Source organism: Ancylomarina sp. 16SWW S1-10-2 (assembly GCF_009669305.1).
Taxonomy (GTDB): Bacteria; Bacteroidota; Bacteroidia; order Bacteroidales; family Marinifilaceae; genus Ancylomarina.
In genome coordinates this window covers 58,881-82,221 of sequence record NZ_SADB01000020.1, presented here as the reverse complement: position 1 = coordinate 82,221, position 23,341 = coordinate 58,881, and the positions used below count along the sequence as shown (strand labels likewise).

Here is a 23,341-nt window from a genome sequence, read left to right as displayed (position 1 = left end):
GCCATGTCGGTAGAAGTCTAATTCGGGACATAGGTTATACGCCTTAAGCTATCGCTAGTTTACTTCTACAGACTGGTTAACCACTACTAAAATACAAAATCAGTAACAGTAACCTTGGCTATGCAAACCTAAGGGAAAGCTTTCGGGATTGCGAGATCTCCGAAGGTCAAGACAATCAATAGCTGTCATTGCGAGGCAGAGGAACGAAGCCGCGGCAATCTTTCTGAAGTCGATTATAAGTTTTTTTATATTTTAAGCATATTATTGAGCATGACAAAATCCATCTGCGGTTTTTCCTTTTTTTAATGGATAACTGACAATATCTCTTTTATAATGAGATAGCCACGTCGTACCTCCTCGCTATGACAGGTATGTATTGATAACCGACAACTTTACTTCCTTTAACCTTTAACCTTTCCTTACTTTAAACTATATTTGTTTCAAACATAAGCAAGCTATTTTTATTATGAAGGGAATTATATTAGCAGGCGGTTCGGGTACCCGTCTATATCCAATAACTAAAGGTGTATCTATGCAATTACTACCTATTTACGATAAACCAATGATTTATTATCCGTTATCGGTTTTAATGCTTGCGAGTATTCATGAAATTCTTATTATTTCAACACCTGAGGATCTACCTAATTTCATTAAATTATTGGGTACTGGAGAAGATTTGGGACTAAAACTATCCTATAAGGAGCAGCCTAGTCCTGATGGTTTGGCACAAGCGTTTATTATAGGTGAAGAATTTATTGGTGACGATGATGTGTGTTTGGTATTAGGTGATAATATTTTTTATGGACATGGTTTTACAGAACTGTTAGCTGAAGCCAGAAGTAATGTGGAAAAAGATGGTCATTCTACTGTTTTTGGTTATTATGTGAATGATCCGGAACGATATGGAGTTGCAGGTTTTGATGGGGAAGGTAATGTGACTTCTATTATTGAGAAACCAGAGCATCCCTTATCCAACTATGCTGTAATCGGCTTGTATTTTTATACCAATGATGTGATTCAAGTAGCTAAGGCGATGAAGCCTTCGGCACGTGGGGAGCTGGAGATCACTTCGGTAAATCAACATTATCTTAATAAGGGTAAGCTGAAAGTGGAACTGATGGGTCGAGGATTCGCTTGGTTAGATACGGGAACACATAAGTCTTTATTAGATGCTAGTCAGTTTATCGAAACGGTTGAAACTCGCCAAGGTTTAAAGATTGCTTGTTTGGAAGAGATTGCTTATAACAAGGGATATATAAATGCCGATCAGCTCAGAAAACTCGCAGAACCTCTTAGTAAAAGTGGTTATGGTGAATATTTACTTAAGTTAATCGCAGAATAAACAGTCTATAACCTCTTATTCTTAACCACTAATTTACACTAATTATCACTAATTTTATAATTATGAAAACTGAAGAAGATAATACTTTCAAGCAAGAGTGTTATGACATTGTTGGTTTATGTATGTTAGTTCATCGAGAATTAGGTTCAGGTTTTTTGGAGGCTGTTTATCAAGAAGCTCTAGAAATTGAGCTTGTTAAAGCAGATAAGGATTATGTAAGAGAATGTCAAATACAAATAAATTATAAAGGGATTATATTGGACAAAAAGTATTACGCAGATTTTTTGTGTCATAATGAGATAATCGTTGAACTTAAAGTTGTAAAATCACTAGATGGTAATCATATGGCACAGATAATGAATTATATGAAAGCTACCAATAAAAAAGTTGGCTTACTAGTTAATTTTGGAGCGAGAAGTCTCGAATATAAAAGAGTTGTACTTTAGAGATTTAAATAATGTTAATTGATCTTGCGAACACGATGTAGTTTATCTTTTTGAAAATTAGTGTTCATTAGTGATAATTAGTGGTTTAATTTTTTGAAAAATGAATTATATAAAAACAGAAATACCTGATGTTATCATCATCGAACCAAAAGTATTTGGAGACGATAGAGGCTATTTTTTTGAATCTTTCAATCAGAAGGAATTTGAATACCATATTGGAAAAGTAAATTTTGTGCAGGATAACGAGTCCAAGTCCTCAAGAGGTGTACTACGTGGTTTACATTTTCAGAAACCTCCTTTCAATCAAGCCAAATTGGTCCGTTGCATTGATGGCGAAGTATTGGATGTGGTCGTCGATCTTCGAAAAGATTCTGCGACCTATAAAAAGTATGTTGCAGTGAACCTAACAGGTGAAAACAAACGTCAGTTGTTTATGCCACGAGGATTTGCGCACGGTTTTGTCGTTTTGAGTGAAAAAGCGACATTTGCTTATAAAGTTGATAACTGGTACGCACCTGATCACGATTCGGGTATCATTTGGAACGACGAAGAAATCGCTGTTGACTGGCAAATTGCTTTGGAAGATGTGCAATTGTCGGCGAAGGATAAGGCTTTGAAGACATTAGCTAAGACTGAAAATCCTTTTTGATTGCAGATTATTTAACCACTAATTAGCACTTATTTTCACTAATTTTATAATTATGAAAACGGAAGACGATAATACTTTCAAGCAAGCGTGTTATGATATTGTTGGTTTATGTATGTTAGTTCATAGAGAACTAGGTTCAGGTTTTCTTGAGGCTGTTTACCAAGAAGCTTTAGAAATAGAGTTTGTTAAGGCAGATGTTGATTATATAAGAGAATGTCAAATACAAATAAATTATAAAGGGATAATATTGGATAAGAAGTATTACGCAGATTTTTTGTGTTATGATGAAATAATCGTTGAACTTAAAGTAGTGAAATCACTAGATGGTAATCATATGGCACAGATAATGAATTATATGAAAGCCACCAATAAAAAAGTTGGCTTACTAGTTAATTTTGGAGCGAGAAGCCTCGAATATAAAAGAGTTGTACTTTAGAGATTTAAATAGTGTTATTCTCGATAATTATCGGAAAGTGTTAATTGACCTTGTGAACACGATGTCGTTTATCTTTTTGAAAATTAGTGTTCATTAGTGATAATTAGTGGTTGAAATTTGTTTTTTATATAGTATCCCTTGAAATTTTATTTGCATGAAGATATTAGTAACAGGAGCCAATGGGCAGTTGGGCTCAGAAATAAAAGGACTAGCCGAATTGTATTCAAATTTGGAGTTCGTTTTTGCAGGGCGGTCAGAATTGGATATTTGTAATAAAGCGAATGTGTTTGAGTTCGTAAGTAAGAATCAAATTGATGGCATCATCAATTGTGCGGCTTATACTGCTGTAGATAAGGCTGAAACTCATTATAAAGCTGCAGAATTAGTGAATGCTACTGCTGTTGGTAATTTGGTGTCAGTAGCTGAAGAGCAGAATTTGAAGTTGATTCATATTTCTACAGATTGTGTTTTTGATGGGAATGGTCATATTCCTTATGTTGAAGATTTTGAAGTGTCACCAATTGGTGTGTATGGCAAGACTAAACGTTTTGGGGAGGAGTATGTTCTCAATTCTGAATCGGAATCTATCATCATTCGAACATCGTGGTTGTATTCGATATTTGGACACAATTTTATGAAGACTATGTTGCTTTTAGGTAACCAGAGAGATGAGATAGGCGTGGTTTTCGATCAAGTGGGAACACCAACCTATGCTAGAGATTTGGCACAAACATGCCTGGGAATTTTATCTAGAAAGGAAAAAATTAATGGTAAAGGTAAACTATATCATTACTCAAATGAAGGCGCTGTTTCCTGGTATGATTTTTCAAAAGCTATTATGGAAATGGGAAAAGTAGATTGTCGTGTGAATCCAATAGAGACTAAAGATTACCCAACACTAGCTCGGCGTCCTGCTTATTCAGTTATGGATAAATCGAAGATTAAAGACGATTTTGGCATTGAGATTCCTTATTGGCGAGATTCTTTGAAAGAATGTATATTAAGGTTAAAGAGTAAAGGTTAAAGGATAAAGTTTAAAGTGAAAAAGGTAAAGAAATAAGGCTGAGTAAAACGATGTCCACCTCAGGCGTGATTAAAGGATAAAGGCTAAAGGAAGGAAACGCAAACTAACTATAGAACAATTACTACAAAAATCAATACATGTACCAATCAGGAAAAGAGATCACAGATCTCCAACTCAAAACCTGCAGATAAAATATCTACAGGAGCAAGACATTTATTTGCCTGAAGGGCAAACATATTATAGCCCAGGGTAAATAAGCGAAGCGAATGCCACCCTGGGTTATGAATAACGCACCTTGTAAATCGTCGCACGCGCAAATCTCATTAAATGCAAAATAGATTCTATGCGACGGAAAGGAAAATCCAAAATGAAAAGGAAGGAAAGGGTAAAGGAAATTCAAGTTTAAAGTGTAAAGGCAGGAATCGTTGCACGTCATTCTCATTCTGATATATAACGGGATGGTTCATGATTTATTTATTTGCCTGAAGGGCAAACATATTATAGCCCAGGGTAAATAAGCGAAGCGAATGCCACCCTGGGTTATGAATAAAGCACCTTGCCAATCGTCGCACGAGCAAATCTCATTAAATGCAAAATAGATTCTATGCGACGGAAAGGAAAATCCAAAATGAAAAGGAAGGAAAGGGTAAAGGAAATTTAAGGTTAAAGTGTAAAAGAACTTAACCCTATTTACTTTGATTTTTTTTGCATTTGTCATGACCTTCTGAAATCTCGCAATCCCGATGGGTATCGGGACTGTAGCGAGGCGGTACGACGTGGCAATCTCTTCGTATACCTGAATAAAATAAATAAAGGAATAAGAAACCACCTCACCCTCGCTCACTCGGGTATTCTTCCTTAAAAGGAAGGAGGAGAAAGTAAAATGAAGCCAGAGATATCGAAGAATGATCAATCAAACATTCATGCAATTTGCCTTAATTCGCGTAATTCTTTTTATTAAATTAGCGTAATTAGTAATTTTAAAAGAAAAATAATGAAGAATATACTAGTCACCGGCGGTGCCGGATTTATTGGTTCTCACCTTGTTCGTTTATTAGTCAATAAATATCCCGAATACAGAATTGTTAATATGGATGTGTTGACTTATGCAGGGAATTTAGTTAATCTGAAAGATATTGAAGACAAAGAAAATTACGAATTCGTGAAATGTGATATTTGTGATTTTGAAAAAGTTCAGAAAGTGTTTGAAGATTATCAGATTGAAAGCGTTATTCATTTGGCTGCTGAGTCTCATGTTGATCGCTCCATAAAAGACCCCTTTTCATTTGCTCAAACCAATGTAATGGGCACCTTGTCGTTATTACAAGCAGCAAAACATGCTTGGGATGGTAATTTCGAAGACAAATTGTTTTACCATGTATCAACCGACGAGGTTTATGGTTCATTGGGCAAAGAAGGTTTCTTTCTTGAAACTACAGCTTACGATCCTCATTCTCCCTATTCGGCATCAAAAGCATCATCAGATCATTTTGTGCGTGCTTTCCACGATACTTATGGCTTACCAACCGTCATTTCAAATTGCTCAAATAACTATGGATCATTTCAGTTTCCAGAAAAATTGATTCCTCTTTTTATCAACAATATCTGTAACAACAAACCATTACCTGTTTATGGTAAGGGAGATAATATTCGCGATTGGTTATATGTTGATGATCATGCTAGAGCCATTGATGTCATTTTCCATAAGGGAAAGCATGGTGATACTTATAATATTGGTGGCTTTAACGAATGGACAAATATCGATTTGATCAAGGTCATGATTAAAACGGTTGATCGTTTGTTGGGCAGGGAAGAAGGAGAATCCGAAAAACTGATTACCTATGTTACCGATCGTGCAGGTCATGATTTGCGTTATGCCATTGATTCTACCAAACTAAAGAATGAATTGGGCTGGGAGCCATCTCTTCAATTTGAAGAAGGCATCGAAAAAACGGTAAAGTGGTACCTTGAAAATAAAGAATGGATGGATAATATTACCAGTGGAGAGTATGAGAAGTATTATAAGGAGATGTATAAGTAGTACATCTTTTTTTAGACTTGTCATTGCGAAGCCGAAGAATGAGGTTGTGGCAATCTTTCCGTACACCCGAAATGACCAATGATTAGTTAACCAATAACAACTGTCGTTGCGAGACCGACGTAGGAGGTCGCGGCAATCTGTTCAAGCACAGTAGTGCTAATCCATAGATGGAGGGGGACACAACGATTAACAGATTGCTTCGTTATACTTCCTCGCAATAACATAAATAAAAAGCTATGGCATACTGTACCTATTATGTTTATATTTTAACTAATAAGATTCGTACGGTTTTATATACAGGTGCAATTTCTAACTTAATGAAGTATCTACGTAAAAAAAGTATTTGATTTTTTACCTTTGAACTCTTAGACAATCAAACTATAAAATATAACTATGAACAATAATAATTACATCGTTATTATGGCTGGGGGAGTTGGTTCCCGATTTTGGCCAATGAGTATAGAAGAAAAACCCAAACAGTTTTTAGATGTTTTGGGGATTGGTAAAACACTTCTTCAACAAACTGTAGCTCGCTTTAGAACAGTAGCTCCTGCAGAGAATATTCTAATTGTAACTTCTGCCAAATACAAAACTTTGGTACAAAAGCAATGTCCTGAATTGTTGGAAAGCAATATTTTGTTAGAACCTTGCATGCGAAATACAGCACCGTGCATCGCTTATGCTGCCTATAAAATAAAAGGATTAAATCCCGATGCGAATATGGTCGTGGCTCCATCGGATCATTTAATTACCAATGAGGCGGAGTTTATTCGCATTATTGAAAATGGTTTAGAGTTTACTGGGAATAATGAAACTCTTTTAACCTTGGGAATTAAGCCACATCGTCCTGAAACTGGTTATGGATATATTCAAGCAGATACAATTACGAATTACGATCCCGATAATTATCGGGAAGGAATTAGTAATGAAAACAGAAAACCGGCAACTGATAACGGACAACCGATAACTGTAAAAGCTTTTAAAGAGAAGCCAAATTTGGAAACGGCAAAAGCATATTTGTCAGAGGGAAACTATTTCTGGAATTCCGGAATTTTCTTGTGGTCTCTTAAGAGTATTCTTAAGGCATTTGAAAATGATTTACCTGAAGTAGCATCTTTATTTGCAAAGGGAGAACCTGTTTATAATACGGATAACGAACAGGCTTTCATCGATGAGATGTTTCCAATTTGTATGAATATATCCATTGACTATGGTGTGATGGAAAAGGCTGATAATATTTATGTGTTACCAGCTGATTTTGGATGGTCTGATTTGGGAACCTGGGGATCGCTTTGGGAAAAACGTGACCGTAACGAGCAAGGAAATACAGTTGTTGGTGAGGAAGTTCATGTTTTTGAATCAAGCAATTGTATTGTAAACATGCCTAAGGATAAAAAAGTAGTTATTCAAGGTTTAGATGATTATATTGTTGTGGAGGATAATGATGTTTTGTTAATCTGTAAAAAAGAGGAAGAGCAGCGTATTAAAGAATTCCGTGCTGCCGTTCTTAAATAACGCACTAAGCTTCTAATTAAAAAAACAACCACAAACTTCGCAGATTAAACTTGTGAAGTTTGTGGTTTTAATTTACTTAGTAAGACTAAGTCTATTAGTGCTTAATGGTTAATTAGTCATTGCTTTACGAAAACTGACAACTGCTATTTTATAATGAGATAGTCACGTCGTACCTCCTCACTATGACAGGTATGTATTTTCATCGATTAAACTTGTGGCGTTTGTGGTTTTAATTTACTTAGTAAGACTAAGTCCATTAGTGCTTAATGGTTAATTAGTCATTGCTTTACGAAAACTGACAACTGCTATTTTATAATGAGATAGTCACGTCGTACCTCCTCACTATGACAGGTATGTATTTTCATCGATTAAACTTGTGAAGTTTGTGGTTTTAATTTACTTAGTAAGACTAAGTCCATTAGTGCTTAATGGTTAATTAGTCATTGCTTTACGAAAACTGACAACTGCTCTTTTATAATGAGATAGTCACGTCGTACCTCCTCACTATGACAGGTATGTATTTTCATCGATTAAACTTGTGGCGTTTGTGGTTTTAATTTACTTAGTAAGACTAAGTCTATTAGTGCTTAATGATTAATTAGTCATTGCTTTACGAAAACTGACAACTGCTCTTTTATAATGAGATAGTCACGTTGTACCTCCTCGCTGAGACAGGTATACAGTGACAATGGATAACTGAATGATCTTTCTCCGACCTTAAGACTGTTCGACTATTAAGACCTTTAGACACTTTCTCCCTTTCGCCTTTTCCTCGCCCTTTTTTCGGTTCAATGTTATGCTATAAAAAAGCCCAGCCGTAATTAAATACAGCTGGGTTATTTTTATGTTTTGATAGAAAACTAGGCTTCTACAGCCACTTTTTCTACTTCAACAATTTTCTCATCAGAATGCCAAAGGCCGTGCTTAGTACAGTAAGCTGCAGCAGTTAGTTTCATGTTTTTACTAGGTACGATATAAAAATCGACCTCAGCTTGATTTGGCGTGTTACCAAGAGCGCCACAAGAGAAGTTGGCTTGAGCTAACATATTTTCACCATCCCAAAGTTGTACCCAAGCAATATAATGATCAAAATCATCAGGGTGAGGATAGGCATCACCAACTTTTACTTTCACTACGAATTTTTCACCAGCTTTTGCTGAATCTTCGCAATGGATAAATGCTGAATGACGATCGATGTAATCTTTTTTTCCTTCTCCTTTGATTGTTGTTATATCTTGGTATCTGTTAATCTTCATAGTACTGTTTCCTGTATAATAGAGATACGATTTTATTACATTTAATAGCTAAAGAATAAAATCGTATTCCCTTGAATTGTTCTTATTGTTGTTTTGATTTCAACGATATGACTACCGTTTTTTTTATCGCTCTAGAGTGTCCTTTTATTTACTAAGGTATTCCGAAACACCCTCTTGTGTTGCTTGCATTGCTTTTTCACCCTTATTCCAGTTGGCAGGACAAACTTCTCCGTTTTCCTCGAAATGTTGTAAGGCGTCAACCATACGTATTGCTTCATCTACACTTCTTCCCAATGGAAGGTCGTTAATTACCGAATGACGAACAACACCTCTTTTGTCGATAAGGAATAAGCCACGGTAAGCTACAGGAGTTCCTGTTGAAGTTGCATTACCTTCTTCATCGTAATCGTAATCTGAAGCCAATACACCATAGTTTTCTGAAATAGTTTTAGATAAATCTGCAACTAATGGAAAGGTAACACCTTTAATACCACCTTTATTTCTTTCAGTGTTTAACCATGCGAAGTGTGAAAATTCAGAATCGACAGAACAGCCAACGACTGCTACGTTACGTTTTTCGAACTCAGCAAGTTTATCTTGAAAAGCAATAAGCTCTGTTGGACAAACAAAAGTAAAGTCGAGAGGGTAGAAGAAGAAAACTACTTCTTTTTTACCTACAAATTGTTCTAGTGAGAAACCTTCAGTAATTTGGTTTCCGTTTAATACTGCGCTTGCTTGAAATACTGGCGCTTTTCTTCCGATTAATGATTGCATGTTATTTAGATTTTAAGATTTCTTATTCTGTTATTGTTTACAATTACAAATGTATATAGAGAGACTCTAATAGCCAAATAAAATTAATCAATAATCTTTATGTGCATATAGAGAAATGTAATGTTTGTTTCATTTTTTATTTTTTGAAAAGGTCAAAATTTAGAAGCCTCAAATTCAAAATCATTCTGAAAATGGTATTTGTATTTACTGTTTTTTATGTAAGTTTGCAAAATATTTGTGAGACTAGGCATTCTTAGATGTTTTTAGACATGAATTTTCTGGATTTTATTGAGCATAACTTTAACTGCTTATTTCCAAATAATTGCGTTTTAAATGCTTTAATGCGTGTGTTTTATCGTATTTAAAACGACGTGTATAAAAATAGTAATATGATGAAAGTCTTTTTTTGTTTAAGTAAAAATAAATTATTTTCAGATATTTTAGATTTTACGGAAACGTTACAAATATATAAAAGTTGAGAGCTTTAAATCATTATGTTCATTTAGTTTTACTTCATATGTTTCATAATTGATTTTTAAAATTTATAAATGAAAATTAAGACTTTTCTGCCCACTATAATTTAATGGGGTACTTTTTTAAAAAGTAATGAAGTGAAAAACTGAGTTTGGTTTATGATCTATGATGAGTGTTTTGCCGTACGTAAAGTTCATGAGTGAGAAAGATTAGCTCGTGGTAAGGTACTCATTTATTAATATTTATTTAATTAAAAACACAAAACGCTCACTAATTGAGCAATATACAACATACACAATAAAACTATGTCGAAACAGAAGTCAACTGACGCATTAAATTACCATTCCGAAGGTAAACCTGGAAAAATTGAGGTTATACCAACTAAGCCTTACAGAACTCAACGTGATTTATCCTTAGCTTATAGCCCAGGAGTAGCTGAGCCTTGTCTAGAAATCCAGAAAAATCCTGAGGATGCATATCGTTACACAGATAAAGGAAATCTTGTAGCTGTTATTTCTAATGGTACCGCAGTTTTAGGCCTTGGAAATATAGGTGCTTTAGCTGGAAAACCAGTTATGGAAGGTAAAGGCCTTTTATTTAAGATTTTTTCTGATATCGATGTTTTCGATATTGAATTGGATACTACAGATATCGATAAATTTGTAGAAACCGTTAAGTTGATTGCACCAACTTTTGGTGGAATTAACCTTGAGGATATTAAAGCTCCTGAGTGTTTTGAGATTGAAAGGAGATTAAAGGAAGAGCTTGATATTCCTGTAATGCATGATGATCAGCATGGTACAGCTATTATTTCGTCAGCTGGTTTATTGAATGCAATAGAGATAGGTCATAAGAAAATTGAAGATATTAAGGTGGTTGTAAATGGTGCAGGTGCTGCAGCTGTTTCTTGTACTAAGCTTTATATTTCATTGGGTGTAAAACCAGAGAATGTTGTAATGTGTGATAGCCGTGGTGTTATCAATGCTAAGCGTACTGGTTTAAACGAACAGAAAAAACAATTTATTACACAACGTGATATATCAACTTTAGCTGAGGCTGTGGTTGATTGTGATGTGTTTTTAGGTCTATCTGTTGGTGGTGCAATGACTAAAGAAATGGTAGCTAGTATGGCTCCTAATCCTGTTGTTTTTGCTTTAGCCAACCCAGATCCTGAAATTGGATATGATGACGCGATGTCAGTTAGAGACGATATTATTGTAGCAACTGGTCGTTCTGATTATCCTAATCAGATTAATAATGTATTAGGATTTCCATATATTTTCCGTGGGGCACTCGATGTAAGAGCAACTGCAATTAACGAAGAAATGAAGATTGCTTCGGTTTATGCTATTGCTGCATTAGCTAAAGAGCCTGTTCCTGAGTCGGTACATACTGCTTATAACGAAGCTAATATTACTTTTGGTAAGTATTATATTATTCCTAAAGCATTGGATCCTAGAATGGTATCTTGTGTGTCTGTTGCCGTAGCAAAAGCGGCTGTAGAGTCGGGTGTTGCACGTAAAACAGATATGGATTGGGATGTGTATGCTAGTGAGTTGAAGGTACGATTAGGTACTGAAAACGAATTGTTACATACGATATTTAATAAAGCTAAGAAATGTCCTAAGCGTATTGTTTATCCTGAAGCAAATAACTTTAATATTCTTAAGGCGGCTCAGATTGTTTTACACGAAGGTATTGCCACGCCAATTTTATTGGGTAACAGCAAAAATATCAAGGCTCTAGTTAAAGAAAATGATCTTGATCTTGAAGGTGCTGAAATTATAGATATTCGTTCGGATGATGAGCGCGAAAGAAGAATACGTTATGCTGAGATGCTTTGTACGAAACATGGACGTAGTGGTCTAGTTTACAAAGAGGCTCTTGAACAGATGTTTGATCGTAATTATTTTGGTGCTGCAATGGTTGCGGCTGGTGATGCTGATGCATTTATCTCAGGATATGCAACTCGTTATTTCGAAACACTTCATATTGCCGAGAAAGTTATTGGCAAAAAAGAAGGTATGAAAACCCTTGTGGGGATGAATATTGTGATGACTAAGAAAGGTCCTCTTTTCTTTGCAGATACAACAATAAATTCTGAGCCTAGTATGGAGTCTTTGATTGATACAACCTTAATTACAGCTAGTGCCGTTAAGAAATTTGGGCAAGAGCCAGTAATGGCCATGTTGTCTTATTCAAACTTTGGCGCTGTGAAAAAAGGAAGTCCTGAGAGAGTTCATAATACCGTTGATTATTTACATGAGAATCATCCTGATTTAATTGTTGATGGTGAGATGTTATTGAACTTTGCAATGGATAAAAAGTTGCGTGATGCTAATTTCCCATTCAATAAGCTTAAAGGGAAAAATGTAAATACCTTGATATTCCCTAACTTGAGTTCTGGAAATATCGCTTACAAATTGATGCAAGATTTTGGTGGTTCTGAGAATATCGGTCCAATTATTTTAGGTGCTGCAAAACCATTCCTTGTTGTACCAATGGGTTGTACTGTTCGTGAATTGACTAATATGACAGCTATTGCAGTTGTTGATTCGCAAAAAATTCAAAGATAATTATCAATGAGTCATTTTTAATTAATGAATGTGTTGATGCTATTTATTTTTTAAAAATGAGTTTGTTTCAATTTGTTTACTAGTTTTGTCAAATATTTGATTTTTGACCTCGATTGTTTAAAAATCAATAATTATATAAAGAGCCTCCTAATTTATTTGGGAGGCTCCTTTTTAAATAATAAAACTGTAACGCTGAAGCTTATGTCTATAATTTATTTTTTCGACTTGATAGGAACCTTTGTTTTTGCAATTTCAGGAACTCTTTCCGCAGCCAACAAGAAACTTGATTTGTTTGGTGCTTTCTTTACAGGTTTTATTACCGCTATTGGAGGTGGCACTTTACGCGATTTAATATTGGGTAACTTTCCTGTGGCTTGGATTTCAGATTTAAATTACTTTCTTGTCATTGTTTTAGCTGTACTTGTAACCTTCTTATTTAAAAGAATAATAATGAGGTTAAAGAAAACTTTATTCCTTTTTGATACGATTGGAATTGGCGTTTTTACAATTATAGGTATTGAGAAAGCGCTTGCATTATCTATTCATCCTATATTAGCTATTATTATGGGTTTGTTTACTGCTGTAATGGGAGGTGTTATTCGAGATACTTTATGTAATGATATCCCATTAATCTTTCGAAAGGAAATTTATGCTATTGCGTGTATTTTTGGGGGCTTACTCTTCTTGTTTTTGAAATATCTACATGTCGATCCTACAGTTAATTTATTTGTTACTGTTATCTCCATTATTGTATTTAGATTAGTTTGTATACGATACAAGTTAAGTTTACCCGTACTGAAACTTTAATAATAGAACAACGACGTTTGGACGAATCATTTTTTATTTAAGAATTAACTCATAATATAAGTTAATCTGAGTCGATTTGTTTTTCATAATCACTCCCAAATCATATTATTTCTTTATCAGTGATATGGTTAGTCCTTTTTTTACCATAGATTATAGATAAAACAAGGTGTATTTACTTAGTGCTTTGCTTTCATTAGGAACTATTTTGTCATGAAATAGTATTGATTGTTGCAATTTTGAATATTTATGAGGCTCATAAATAAGGTAGGTCTAAATAATACAAAAGGTCAATAGTTAATGGTATTCAATCACGTAATAGGTGTTTTTTTGAAGTAAAATAGTCATATATAAGCTTTATATATATTTTCAAAGCTTTAATTATTCATCTATATTTGAGATTATCATTAATGCTTATTTAACTTGAATAAATGCATACATTAATTATCTCAATTATTCGTTGGCTTGCGCGATTTCTAGGGGTATTTTTATTCCTGTTTTTTGCATGGTTTTCTATTGAGTTTGGTGTTGATAACCCATCTCATATGAATCCCCAATTAGTTAAATTGTTTTATACGCATATGTTAATGATGATTGCATTGATTGTTGTGTGGCGATTTGAGTTATTGGGAGGCTTATTCTTGGTTGTTGCCTATTCCTACTTTTCTTTTGTTAATCATACTTTTTGGACTAATCCCATTTATCCAATCTTCTTTTTTATAGGTTTACTTCATTTATTATCTTGGTCTTTCCGTTATGGATGGAAATTTTTCAAAGGCGAATTCAGCGGAAAATATTTATTTCGATAGGTGATATGTTGTAATTTACTTAAACACAATAGATCTTGTCTTTCTAAATATGCTGAAGAGCACTCTATTTAGGATTCTATATAAATAGGAAAATAAGATGTAGTTTATCTTTTTTTTTTAAATTTGATATTCTTAATATGACTACAAATACTAATCTATACCTATGTTAAATATAGCATTGTTCGGCCCTCCGGGAGCTGGTAAAGGAACTCAATCTAAAATGTTGGTTGAGAAATACAACTTAGCTTATATCTCTACAGGTGATATTTTGCGAGCAGAAATTGCAGATGGTACCGAGCTGGGATTTCAAGCTAAGGATATCATTAAAAAAGGAGGTTTGGTTCCTGATGAAATTATTGTTCAAATTATTGAAGAAAGAATTACGTCAAACACTGAAGTAAATGGCTTTTTATTTGATGGATTTCCACGTACAACAGTTCAAGCCTATATTCTCGAAGGTTTATTGCTTAAACTGAATACCAAGCTCGATTGTATGTTGAGTCTTGAAGTTCCTAACGAGAATTTAAAGCGTCGTCTTCTTAAACGTGCTTTAACAGAAAATCGTTCGGATGATACGGAAGACGTTATTAATGTAAGACTAGAGGAGTACGAAACAAAAACGGCTCCAGTAGCTGAATTTTATAAGGAGAAAGAAATTTATCATCCAATTGATGGTATTGGGGATGTTGATGCCATTTTTGGACGATTAACTTCTGTTGTTGACCAAACGCTTGAGCGTTCATGGATCAATATGGTCCTTCTAGGACCTCCAGGTTCGGGTAAAGGAACACAAGGACGCATGTTGGCTAAGAAATTTAATTTGGTTTATATTTCTACTGGTCATCTTATGCGTCAGGAAATTAAGAAAGGTACTGATATGGGTATTAGCGCCAAAGAGTATATTGAAAAAGGTGATATTGTGCCCGATGAGATTGCTATTAAATTGATTGAACGTCAGATTAAAACGCATCCCGATGCTAGTGGGTTTATCTTTAAAGGATTTCCTCGTACCATTGTTCAAGCCTATATTCTTGATGGTTTATTAAGAAAGATGCAATCGACGATTACTACTGTTTTAGAACTTGATGTTTCTACGCTAGAATCTATTAAGCGCTTAGCTGCTCGAGGTAAATCGTTTAGCGGTAGAGCTTACGATGTTGATACCGATATTATTATTCACCGACTAGAACAATATGAGAAACGTAGTTCAAAAGTCAGTGAGTATTATACCAAGCAAAATAAAAGGAATATTGTAAATGGAGTTGGTAGTGAAGAAAGTATTTTTGAAGATCTTTCTCAATCAGTAGCCGAAGCTCTTAAATCTATTCGATAAGCACTTTGCTCTTAAAATACAAAATCCTGATTCTTATGAATCAGGATTTTTTTATTACCAGTTAATTATCCCCTGTTTTCTGAATTTAAACTTTTTCCTATTTATATCAAGTACCTGAGTTCAATTTATCAATTAGTCAATTTTTCGAATTCGAATCTTATCGACGAATACACTAGATTTCTTAATATTCTGATTCTCGTTGAAGGTCTCAAGTTTTAATCTTAAACTATTCCTTCCTTTCTTTAAATTGATTTTAATGGCATTAGAGTAAGTCCAATTATTGGTGTTGTCGTTATTATTCCGCTGTGGAAAGACTATCGTACCTAAGTAGTCGTGCGATACCCATAAACTACGTGAAACACATTGGTTATTAATTTCTGTGGAATTATTACTGTTTGCGTAAGTAAAATCGATATAGTATGAGGCTGATTCATCGACTTTTACCTTGAAAAGAAAGTCTGAATTTTTCTCATCATTAAGCTCTATATAAGTTTCTTTTTGATTCGTAAACCATTCTGTTTCTATAATTTGCGATTTTTTTTCTGAAAGTATTAAAATAGGTTTACTTAAGAACGATTTGTTTTTGTTTTTATCAATGCAATCAACTTGATAACAAGTGTTTGTATTTTGTCGTGAGAGTTGAAAAATGGTGTCGTTTGTTTCTTGAACTAGCTCACCGTTTCGAAAAATTCTATATTTTTTTTCACCGATATTTTTTCTCCATATCAAACTAGAATCTATGAGTTTAACGATTGGCATTTGAGGCGAATATAAATTTTCTTTAAGCTTAATTTCAGAACTATATGGTAAGCTATTTGTCATTTTAATAAGAATTTTATGATGTCCTTTTAATAAACCTGATATTTCATTTTTATTTAGGGGAAAACTATCAATCATAAATGTATTAATATGGTTTCCAAACCCTAGAATTTTAATGTCTAGTGTCGAATTTCGATATTTGAGGTTCTTTATATTTAGTTCACCTTTAAATTCTCTGGGAACAAATGGACTAATTTGTAGATGATCTTCCTTAAAATTTAATCCAAATAAAACTCGGTAAATGCTCGATAATGATGCGGCAATACTTCCTAGCTGACGGTTTGAATTGACCTTTTTGTAATTACCAGTTTCAGCTATTATGTTTTCTTTATTCGAAAGGCATAAGGCCGATGACCTTATTAAAGAAGCCAAACCATGTTTTACAGACTTATCATTATCCGTTTTTGTAGATGACCAATTCCAATAGGCTTGTACCAACGGGCAAATACTGTTATTGTAATAAGACGATAGATTAGGCGTTTGAGGGTAAAAGCAAGGAACTCCAAAAGGTAGCTGTACGGTATTATTTATAATTTGTTTTTTTTGTTTGTCATCTGCAATATTAAAAAGAATACAAAGGCTTTGTCCTAAATTATCAGTCTTTTCCGAAAGGATAGAAGCGTTAGTATTGTACTTAAATTGTGCGTAATGTTTCTTTGTGTTAAGCCATAGTTTTTTATTGATACTCTTTTTTAAGGCATCTGAAATATGTTCGTATTTATGCGTATCGTGATTAAGAATTTTACCCATTTTCGATAATACAAGTAGGCTTTGGTAATGAATAGCTTGAGTACTTAATGAGTAGGAACTGAATATATCTTTTGCATCCATCCATTGAGGATAATTTTGATTTCTTTTATCGAGTAAAGAAGATTCACCTTTGAATAGATGTTCATTATAATCCCAAACAACATTTAAGTTAATTTGGGTTGTTTTTTTTATAATTTGATAAGCTTTTTTAAGCCAAGATTTGTCGCCTGTGGTAAGATATATTTCCCAGGCTGCTATTGACCAAGTCATTTGATCTGAGCAAATTGGCCAGCCTCCTCCAGTTCCGGGATCTTGAATTATTTTACCCTCTTTTACTTTGTACATTAAACTTTTTTTCGATACCTCAGGATTGCTTATGGCTAAAGCCAAGATGACACTATAACTGATATCTCGGGTTCTAATTTCATCTTTTTTATCTGATCTGTCAAAAAGGCTATCACTGTTAATATTAAGCTCTAACTCTTCTAACGACATATTATATATTGCCTCTAGAATTTGGTAGTTAGATTCAAATTGAGGGTATTTTGAAATGTCTTTTGTAAGACGCCAGTGTAGTGTGTCCTTTATACTTTTTGAACTATCAATAGAGTAATTAGAAATTAGATGAGTTGAACTTAAAGCTTCAGCATAGAAATCCTTTTGCTGTACGGCATCAGGAGATATTGTGTATTCTTTAGAATGATGTAAGTTGTTTTGATTAAAATTACAACTTGAAAGAATAACAAGACTGAAAAGTAGAAGAATGTTTCGTATGAATTTGGGGAATTGTTTCATAGGTTGATTTTAGTATACCTTTAAAGATAGTTGAAAATGATTAGTAAAAAAACTGTTTTAAAACTAGATTATGATTGTCTGAATTGATTTGTATATAAAAGAAATATATTCAACAGAAAAAGTATTAAATTGAAGTGTTTAAAATCACAAGCTAAGGATGAAAGAAAATATTTGGTGTTTAGAGAATGTAAATTTGTACAATATTCTATGTCCACATAAGTTAAAGGAGTTTTCGAAGGATCATTTCCAAAATTATAAAAATGGGGATTTAATTTATTTACCAGGTGATACATCTAAAGGTATTTTCATGATTAGTAAAGGGAAAGTTAAAATAGTTTCCTATAATGCAGATGGGAATGAAGTTGTAAAGGCCATACTGGGTAAAGGTGAGATATTTGGTGAGAATGCTATTTTGGGTTCTAATGAACGAGCCGATTATGCTATTGCTTGCACAGAACCAACTTTACTCTGTCCTATGGATTTACCGAGCATGCACGAGTTAATGCGTAATAATGAAAGGTTTGGTCTATCTATATATAAGCTAATTGGATTTAGAATTAAGAAAATGGAACGGAGGTTCGAATCGCTTATTTTTCATGATGTTAGAACTAGATTGTGTGGGTTTATTAAGGATCTTGCTGAAGAGAATGGTGTAAAAAATGGTGATGTGATTAGTGTTAATCATTTTTACACACAAAAAGATTTTGCAGATTTAATAGGCACTAAACGAGAAACTGTTACGCGTTTGTTTAACGAATTAAAACAAGAAAAAATAATTGATTATTCTCGCAAAGAGATACATATTCATTGTATGGATAAACTTTGATTTCAATGTATTTCAAACATCTTATAAGAACAACTAAAAGCTACAATCAAAATATTGTGGTTTTTTTTATTGAAAATGAGCAAATGTGATGTGGCTTACATTTTAAGGCAGGTCGATATTATATCTTTGTATTACAACTTTATAAAAGAGGTTGACGATTTATATTTATAATTGAAACTTACAAATAATAATTACTATGAAAAAATTTATTTATGCCTCAATTGCTAGCATGCTTCTTTTTACTGCTTGTTCTGAAGATGATGATAATGATTCGACTACTATGTCGACAATAACACAGAAATTCGAGAATTTACCAGATTTAGGGAATGACTATGTATATGAAGGATGGCTTATCGGAATGGGTGAGAATCCAGATAAAACGTCAACAGGAAGATTTACCAATGTTGAAGGGGTAAATTATCAAAGTTCTGAAATAGATATGGATAAAGCATCCCAAGCGATGGCTTATGTACTTACTATTGAACCCAAAAATGAGACTGGGATTGAATTGTTAGAGCCGAGTGGTTTGTTTTTCTCCAAAGGATCGTTTAGTGGAGATATAGCAAGTCCTTCTACAGATGGTGCTCTATTTGAGTCTGGTGATTTAAGTGCTGCTACAGGACAGTTTTTCTTAAAAGCTCCTTCAGTAGGTACAGTTGGATCAGATGCAAATGGAATATGGTTTATTGATGCTTTGCCACCGACAAAAGGAGGATTTGAAAGTTTACCTACACTTACGAGTGGTTGGGTGTACGAAGGTTGGGTTGTTGTTAATGATGAATCGGGTAATCCAACACCAATATCAACAGGTAGATTTACAGATTCTAATACAGCTGATGTAAGTTTTTCAGGTGCTGCAAATAATAACGAATTTAAAGGAACGAATGGGGTTCCTCCATTTCCAGGAGAGGATTTTATTGCAGATCCGAACAATAAATATTCTAATATTGCATTTCCTATCGATTTAACAAGTGCGACAATTGTTATTTCAATTGAGCCAGCAGAAAATGACGAAATCACACCATTTGCACTTAAACCTTTTGTTAAGGAGTTAAATAATCAGAGTACGGGAATGGTCGTAGAACTTATGAATAAGTACAATGGAGTAATATCCGGTAAAGTTACAAGATAAGGATTAAGCATTTCGATATATTAAGTACAGTCATTGGTTTGACTGTACTTTTAAAATACAGATTCAAAGAACTAAAGTTATCCTAGTAATCTGTTTCTAAAACCACTCTTTTTTATTAGCTGAATTAGACTTACCAAAATCGGTGACGTAACAGAAAGCTAAATGTTTGGGATTCGGGAACAGAAGTAAATGAATATCCTGGTGCAGAAAACTATCAAACTCCTCGTCAAGCAGGACCTAATACAGGTACATCAGAGACGGAAATTCTGATGATGGTTGACGATGAATTTGTCTTGCCAGATGTAAACCAACTAGTGGGAATAACGATTAGTTTCAATTAGGGTAGATATCTATTTAATAATTTATTTATTCTGAATCGTAAAGGGAGTCTTTCATAGGGCTCCCTTTTTTGTGTTAATAAAATACTTACTTTCATTTCATTTATGGTTCGATTGGTTATGCTTATCGAAAGAGTTAAATTAATTAACAAATTATTAACAAATTTTTAACGATTAAAATTCACCCATTTTCTAAAATTAAGGGTCTTTATAGTAGCTTTGACGCAAAGCTTATTTTAATAATAAGAGATATAGAAAGAGTTAAATTCCTTAAATGAAAAACTATTTCAAAATACAATTTCAATTGTCCTGTTAGTATTTTACCTAACGGGGTTTTGTGGAATGAACCTTTTGAAGCACAGTTGTTTCACCTGTCAGGCGTATGACTATCATTTAATATATGACTTGGAAGTAGATGTCGATGAGGTGCCTGTTTGTGAAGCTGATTCTCATCCTCATTCAATTTCATTTGACGAAGAATCTTCTGATGCTCATTATAATAATGTGACATGTTGTTCTTTGAAGCTGATTTATTTAAAAAATTATCCTAAAACATTACTTCAGCAAGTAGAGAAAGCACTAACTTCTTTAAGTGTTGATTTATTTGTGTGCGCTGACTTGCACTTACATAATTTTATTGATGTAGGCGTTGAGCGAGGTACTGCCTATTTTCAGAAAATAATAGATATATCTAAAATAACACAGGTCTTTTTGTGTTGTTTCCGTTGTTGATTCCTTCCTATTTTGATTAAAAACAGCTTAGTGTTTGGTTCTTTATATGAACTGAGCAAGCTATAATTAAATTAATCTCACACATGTGTTTAAATGGTTGAACTGATACCCTTAAAGGTTTGGTTCGACTTAGAATACTGAATATTATAGGATATGAGAAGGATATTGATATCAATTCTTTTTCTGCTACCCTTGTTTTCAATTGCGGAAACAGACGAAGGAAGAAGAATATTTGAAGGTAAAATTATTGAAGTATTAGCCAATAAAAAACAAGTGCCTTTGCCAGGCGCATCCGTTTTTTGGAAAAATACGACCGAAGGAACTGCAACAGATGTAAATGGATATTTTAAACTTGATGCATCAAAAAAATCAAAGGTTCTGATTGTTCAATTTGTAGGTTACAAAACAAAAGAAATTGAAGAGGATGCTCTTATTGGTAAAGACTTAGTTATTGAATTGTCGCCAAGTATAGAATTAAATGAGGTTGTTGTTTCAAAGCGTAGAGCGGGAACGATTCTGGATAGAGAGAGTCCAATACAATCTCAAAAAATAACAGGGGCTGAGCTTTGCAAAGCAGCTTGTTGTAATTTGGCTGAAAGTTTCGAGACGAATGCATCGGTTGATGTTTCCTATGCTGATGCAGCTACTGGAGCAAAATCGATTAAGCTTTTAGGTCTTACAGGAAAATATATCGAGATGATGACTGAGAAAAATCCAAACTTTAAAGGATTGGCTTCGGTATATGGTATGGTATATGTTCCTGGTCCTTGGATGGAATCTATTCAGGTTTCAAAAGGTGTTGGTTCGGTTGTGAATGGTTTTGAATCAATTACAGGACAGATTAATATCGAATATCAAAAACCTCAGAGATCTCCTAAACTATATTTGAATGGTTTCACCAATAGTATGGGTATGTCAGAAGGTAATTTGATTACAGGTCTTAAGTTCTCTGATAAACTTTCAACATCGATATTAGCTCATGGGCAGGATAATAACAAGGAAATAGATAAGAATCATGATGATTTTCTTGATGATCCTATGGTTCGTCAGTACAATTTCATAAATAGATGGTACTGGAAACCGAATAAAAATTGGATTACTCAATTTGGTGTTAAATTTATTGATGAGCAAAGAATTGGAGGACAGAAAGGTTTTGATGAGAGTAAGACAAATGATATCGACAATGCTTATCGTATTGATATTGATACACGACGCTACGAAGCTTTCGCTAAAATAGGTTATATCTTTCCTAAAAATGATGATAGAAGTATTGCATTAATTACAAATTTCTCATCTCATGAGCAGAATTCATTTTATGGTTTAAGAAACTACGATGCAAAACAGAAATACCTCTATGCGAACTTACTTTTTCAATCTTATATTGGAAATTTAAAGCATAAATATACAGCCGGTGTCTCTTTTATCTACGATGATTTTATCGATAATCTTTCAAGAGGTATAAATAATCTTGGTAGTACTGATAGATCAGAGAAGATTGCTGGAGCTTATGCTGAATACACATGGTTACCATCTGATGACATTACTTTACAAACAGGATTGAGATATGATCATAACTCTGTTTATGGTGGTTTTATAACACCTCGTTTACATTTTAGATATCAATTTGCTGAAGGATCGACGCTTCGTTTAGCTGCTGGAAGCGGAAGACGTACTTCAAATCCTATTGCGGAAAATAGTTTCTTATTAGCATCAAATAGAACCTTTAATATTGCTTCAGATCTTGAGCAGGAGAAGGCTTGGAATTATGGATTAAGTGTAACTCAGTACTTTAATTTGTTTGGACAGGACTTTACTGCATCTGCTGATTTTTATAGAACAGAGTTTCAAAATCAAGTCATTGTAGATATTGATAAGGATATCAATCAGGTTAATTTTTATAATCTAGATGGGCAGTCATTTGCAAATAACTACCAAGTGGAATTGAAATTTGAACCCGTAGAAAGATTGGATGTTACAACAGCCATTCGATTTTCGGATGTAAAAGCCGATATCAACGATGAACTTCAGAAGGTTCCCTACGTAAATAGATATAAAGGTTTGGTAAACCTATCGTATTCAACGAATATGAATATCTGGCAATTCGATTTTACGACTCAGATTAATGGAGATATGCGTATTCCATCAACAGCGGGAAATTCGGTTGAATATCAGAGACGTGAGGAGTCACCAGCTTATGCTGTTATGAATGCTCAAATTACAAAACGATTCAGAATTTGGGAGGTTTATGTTGGTGCTGAAAACCTAGGTAACTATACACAGAAAAATCCAATTATTGCAGCAGATAATCCTCATGGAGAGAATTTTGATGCATCGATGATTTGGGGACCTATTCAAGAGCGTAAGTTCTTTTTAGGTGTTCGTTTTACTCTTGATAGAGACGAGTAAAGACAATTTAAGTCTTTAAAAATATATTATTGACTAATCTGCTGAAGACAAACAATCGGAAGCA

General features: G+C 33.9%; 18 protein-coding genes. 15 read left to right on the top strand and 3 right to left on the bottom strand.

All coding sequences use genetic code 11. From position 1 onward, the window contains the following. Positions 1–466: 466 nt before the first annotated feature. The 7 genes from rfbA (at position 467) to EMN46_RS15180 (ending at position 7,453) form a co-directional block, all read left to right on the top strand. Positions 467–1,342, top strand: coding sequence for a glucose-1-phosphate thymidylyltransferase RfbA (gene rfbA, locus EMN46_RS15210; RefSeq protein WP_154201674.1), 876 nt, complete (start codon positions 467–469; stop codon positions 1,340–1,342). A gap of 62 nt (positions 1,343–1,404) precedes the next feature. Next, positions 1,405–1,788 carry a GxxExxY protein gene (locus EMN46_RS15205; RefSeq protein WP_154201673.1) on the top strand — a complete coding sequence of 128 codons (384 nt, stop codon included), beginning with the start codon at positions 1,405–1,407 and terminating at the stop codon, positions 1,786–1,788. Positions 1,789–1,888: 100 nt separating this feature from the next. Further along, a complete protein-coding gene (gene rfbC / locus EMN46_RS15200) occupies positions 1,889–2,437 on the top strand; it encodes a dTDP-4-dehydrorhamnose 3,5-epimerase (RefSeq protein ID WP_154201672.1) in 549 nt (182 codons plus the stop codon). Positions 2,438–2,489: 52 nt separating this feature from the next. Then, entirely contained in the window at positions 2,490–2,873 is a 384-nt protein-coding gene (locus EMN46_RS15195) for a GxxExxY protein (protein ID WP_154201671.1), read from the top strand. Between the two features lie 154 nt (positions 2,874–3,027). Then, complete coding sequence (gene rfbD / locus EMN46_RS15190) at positions 3,028–3,897, top strand: dTDP-4-dehydrorhamnose reductase (protein ID WP_154201670.1); 870 nt, start codon at positions 3,028–3,030, stop codon at positions 3,895–3,897. 994 nt (positions 3,898–4,891) lie between these two features. Then, positions 4,892–5,938: a dTDP-glucose 4,6-dehydratase gene (gene rfbB / locus EMN46_RS15185; protein WP_154201669.1), complete on the top strand. Its 1,047-nt coding sequence runs from the start codon at positions 4,892–4,894 to the stop codon at positions 5,936–5,938. Between the two features lie 393 nt (positions 5,939–6,331). After that, entirely contained in the window at positions 6,332–7,453 is a 1,122-nt protein-coding gene (locus EMN46_RS15180; RefSeq protein WP_154201668.1) for a mannose-1-phosphate guanylyltransferase, read from the top strand. Positions 7,454–8,313: 860 nt separating this feature from the next. Here EMN46_RS15180 and EMN46_RS15175 read toward each other — a convergent pair. Continuing rightward, entirely contained in the window at positions 8,314–8,709 is a 396-nt protein-coding gene (locus EMN46_RS15175; RefSeq protein WP_154201667.1) for a desulfoferrodoxin family protein, read from the bottom strand. A 144-nt stretch (positions 8,710–8,853) separates the two neighbouring features. Next, positions 8,854–9,483: a peroxiredoxin gene (locus EMN46_RS15170; RefSeq protein WP_154201666.1), complete on the bottom strand. Its 630-nt coding sequence runs from the start codon at positions 9,481–9,483 to the stop codon at positions 8,854–8,856. A gap of 779 nt (positions 9,484–10,262) precedes the next feature. On the opposite strand from EMN46_RS15170, the gene EMN46_RS20310 reads away from it, so the two are divergent. The 4 genes from EMN46_RS20310 to EMN46_RS15150 all read left to right on the top strand — a co-directional run bounded on the left by EMN46_RS20310 (position 10,263) and on the right by EMN46_RS15150 (position 15,479). Next, a complete protein-coding gene (locus EMN46_RS20310) occupies positions 10,263–12,533 on the top strand; it encodes an NADP-dependent malic enzyme (RefSeq protein ID WP_154201665.1) in 2,271 nt (756 codons plus the stop codon). A gap of 201 nt (positions 12,534–12,734) precedes the next feature. Beyond that, positions 12,735–13,340, top strand: a complete 606-nt coding sequence (locus tag EMN46_RS15160; protein WP_154201664.1) for a trimeric intracellular cation channel family protein — start codon at positions 12,735–12,737, stop codon at positions 13,338–13,340. Positions 13,341–13,768: 428 nt separating this feature from the next. Continuing rightward, positions 13,769–14,146 carry a hypothetical protein gene (locus EMN46_RS15155; RefSeq protein WP_154201663.1) on the top strand — a complete coding sequence of 126 codons (378 nt, stop codon included), beginning with the start codon at positions 13,769–13,771 and terminating at the stop codon, positions 14,144–14,146. Between the two features lie 163 nt (positions 14,147–14,309). Continuing rightward, positions 14,310–15,479, top strand: coding sequence for an adenylate kinase (locus EMN46_RS15150; protein WP_154201662.1), 1,170 nt, complete (start codon positions 14,310–14,312; stop codon positions 15,477–15,479). A 132-nt stretch (positions 15,480–15,611) separates the two neighbouring features. On the opposite strand, the gene EMN46_RS15145 is transcribed toward EMN46_RS15150, so the two are convergent. Further along, positions 15,612–17,843 (bottom strand): family 78 glycoside hydrolase catalytic domain, encoded by a 2,232-nt coding sequence (locus EMN46_RS15145; protein ID WP_154201661.1) that lies wholly within the window; start codon positions 17,841–17,843, stop codon positions 15,612–15,614. 157 nt (positions 17,844–18,000) lie between these two features. Here EMN46_RS15145 and EMN46_RS15140 point away from each other — a divergent pair, with 157 nt between their 5' ends. The 4 genes from EMN46_RS15140 (at position 18,001) to EMN46_RS15125 (ending at position 23,277) form a co-directional block, all read left to right on the top strand. Next, complete coding sequence (locus tag EMN46_RS15140; RefSeq protein WP_154201660.1) at positions 18,001–18,669, top strand: Crp/Fnr family transcriptional regulator; 669 nt, start codon at positions 18,001–18,003, stop codon at positions 18,667–18,669. A gap of 196 nt (positions 18,670–18,865) precedes the next feature. Beyond that, entirely contained in the window at positions 18,866–19,801 is a 936-nt protein-coding gene (locus tag EMN46_RS15135) for a hypothetical protein (RefSeq protein ID WP_154201659.1), read from the top strand. 743 nt (positions 19,802–20,544) lie between these two features. Continuing rightward, on the top strand, positions 20,545–20,871 hold the full coding sequence (locus EMN46_RS15130; RefSeq protein ID WP_154201658.1) for a hypothetical protein: 327 nt from the start codon (positions 20,545–20,547) through the stop codon (positions 20,869–20,871). A 153-nt stretch (positions 20,872–21,024) separates the two neighbouring features. Further along, positions 21,025–23,277 (top strand): TonB-dependent receptor, encoded by a 2,253-nt coding sequence (locus EMN46_RS15125; RefSeq protein ID WP_154201657.1) that lies wholly within the window; start codon positions 21,025–21,027, stop codon positions 23,275–23,277. Positions 23,278–23,341: the final 64 nt, after the last annotated feature.